1 protein-coding gene is annotated in these 2,664 nt (G+C 34.5%); it reads right to left on the bottom strand.

What is annotated here, in order from left to right:
* Positions 1 to 2,642: PAS domain S-box protein (locus AFK68_RS02680; protein WP_210407190.1), on the bottom strand; the 2,642-nt coding region annotated here is incomplete at its 3' end.
* Positions 2,643 to 2,664: the final 22 nt, after the last annotated feature.

Here is a 2,664-nt window from a genome sequence, read left to right as displayed (position 1 = left end):
CTATTATCATCAACAATTAATATTCTTTTGTCTACTAAATTATGCTGAATACCATCTAAATAATTACTTTCAATTAATTTATCCTTAACAGTCTGAATGCTACATTTATTGACTATCGTAAAATAGAAAGTTGAACCAAATTTTTCATTTATATTAGCCGACTTTTCATCTAAAGTAGATAATCTATAACCTACTGGGGGAGTTCCACCAAATACACCCATACTCTCAACCCACATCTGACCACCCATCATTTCAGCTAATCTTTTACTAATAACTAATCCTAAACCTGTACCTCCATATTCTCTACTCGTAGAAGAATCAACTTGACTAAAAGACTTAAATAAACGATTCATACGACTAGCAGGAATGCCAATACCAGTATCCTTAACTGAAAATTGTATTTCGTATGTCGGCCAGATATCACAAGTATTAGATTCGGAAATATTTTCTCCTGCCAAATTTTGTAAATTTTCCTCTATTTCTAGCCTTCTTCCACTAACAGAAACTAATACCTCACCATGAGCAGTAAATTTCACAGCATTACTCAAGAGATTAACTAAAATTTGACGCACCCTAGTAATATCTCCAATTGCCATAGTTGGAGTTTCTGGGTCAATAAAATAGGCAAGTTCTAATCCTTGTTCGCAAGCTTTTGCTGCTAATAAATCAATAGATTCTTCCAGACAAATTTGTAAATCAAAAGGATGTTCTTCTAAGTCTAATTTTTCTGATTCTATTTTGGAGAAATCAAGGATATCATTAATCAATGACAGTAAAGCATCGCCACTACTACGAATAGTTTGAACAAAATCTTTTTGATCTAATTCGAGAGGAGTATCTAATAGTAAACCAGTCATACCAATAACTGCATTCATTGGAGTTCTAATTTCATGGCTCATAGTTGCAAGAAATTCACTTTTAGCTCTAGTAGCAGCAAGTGCCTCATCTCTAGCTTTTGCTAAATCATTTGCCGTTTTTTGACGTTCTAATTCTCCACCTATCCACTGCGCCATTAGTTTTAATAATTCTTGATCTACAGCTTTAAAAGGTTCGCTAAGAGGTTGAGGACTCCAGAAATTAAGAGTAGCGTAAACTGAACCTCCTACCATAATTGGCGCTCCCATATATGCTTCGATGGGGAAAGCCATATCTATACTGGAATAAAAACCCGAATATTTAATAGATTCAAAACATATTGGTTCTTCTCCTATAGCTGCAAAAATAAAAGTTTTTTCTAAGTCAAATTTTTGTCCTTTAGCAATAGAATTATCGGGACTTTTAGCTGCAACAATAGTATATTGATTATCCTCTATTCGAGATAATACTCCTATTTCTAGACCAAACTTTTCACACCCCATTTCTAATAATTGTTGGAGGCGATAATTAAAACAATAACTTAGACAATTATCTTGATTTTTATGTTGATAAGGAGCAGCAGTTATTTGATATAATTTCCGAATAGCAGCTTCACTTTCTTGTAATTCTTGTTCTCTTTGTTTGCGCTCGGAAATATCACGAGAAACTGCAATAATTTCTTGTACTTTCCCTGTTTCAGGATCGCGAATTGTCCGAGCAGTAGTTTCAAACCAAATGTATCTACCATCTTGATGCAGGATACGGTAGGTAAGAGTATAAGTTACTGGCTTTTTGAGAATAGTATAATAAGCTTTGGCAAGTAGTCTAGTATCTTCAGGTGCAAAAAATTGTTCTGGATGAGTACCTACAAGTTCCGATGGATAGTATCCGACGAGACTATGACAAGCGGGTGACACATGAAGAATAACTCCATCCCAAGAATGACGAGAAATCATATCGGTGGAGTTTTCTGCCATTAGTCGATAGCGCTCTTCACTCTCTTGATGGTCAAATTGAGAATTTTCTAATGCTTCTAGCATTTTATTCATCGTCTCTGCCAAACTAGACAACTCATCATTACCTGACATTGATACACGGGTTGAAAGGTTGCCACTGGAGGCTATTTTCTTGACAACTTTGCTGAATTTGGAAACGCGGGAGACTACCAATTTTTCTATAACTGTAATTGTCACCACACAAAAAACGAAACCTACTATTACCCATGAAAGAATAAAGTAACCCCAAAGCGATCTACCATGGTGATGAATTATTCGATCTAGTTCTACTTGGAAAATTAGAGCGGGTTGACCATAGATATCTTTGATAATTCTGTAGCCAGCTATTTTATTAGCGCTCAAAGGTTCTACAACTATTTCTGAAGTTTTCAGTTGCTGATTAGTTTGTAGGGAATTATTTTCCAAGCGACTGACGGTTAGGGATAATTTTGTGGATTCAGCTAACCTTGCTATCATTTTATTATCTAGGTAGCTTCCAACAATTAGAGTATCGTTGTTCAGACCATCTTTTTCATTCGGAACAGAAGTCGCAGCAATTAGAATAGGTGTTTCTGGTAAAATAATAATACCTGTTTTAGGAAGATAATTTTCTTGCTCTAGATTTTGAACTAAAGGTAGATGTTGTTTTAACCTTTCAAGTATTAGTATTTCTGCCTGTTTATCTCCATCGAATCCTTGACTAAATAAAATTTCCCCTTGAGAATTCAGTCGTAATATTAAGTTGATTTTTTCATTAATAAAAAAGTTTTTAACTAAATTGAAATTAATCAATTCTTCTATAGCTAAATTAGCC

The organism is Hydrocoleum sp. CS-953, assembly GCF_002260545.1.
GTDB lineage: Bacteria > Cyanobacteriota > Cyanobacteriia > Cyanobacteriales > Microcoleaceae > Trichodesmium.
This window is presented reverse-complemented; position numbering and strand designations above follow the sequence as displayed.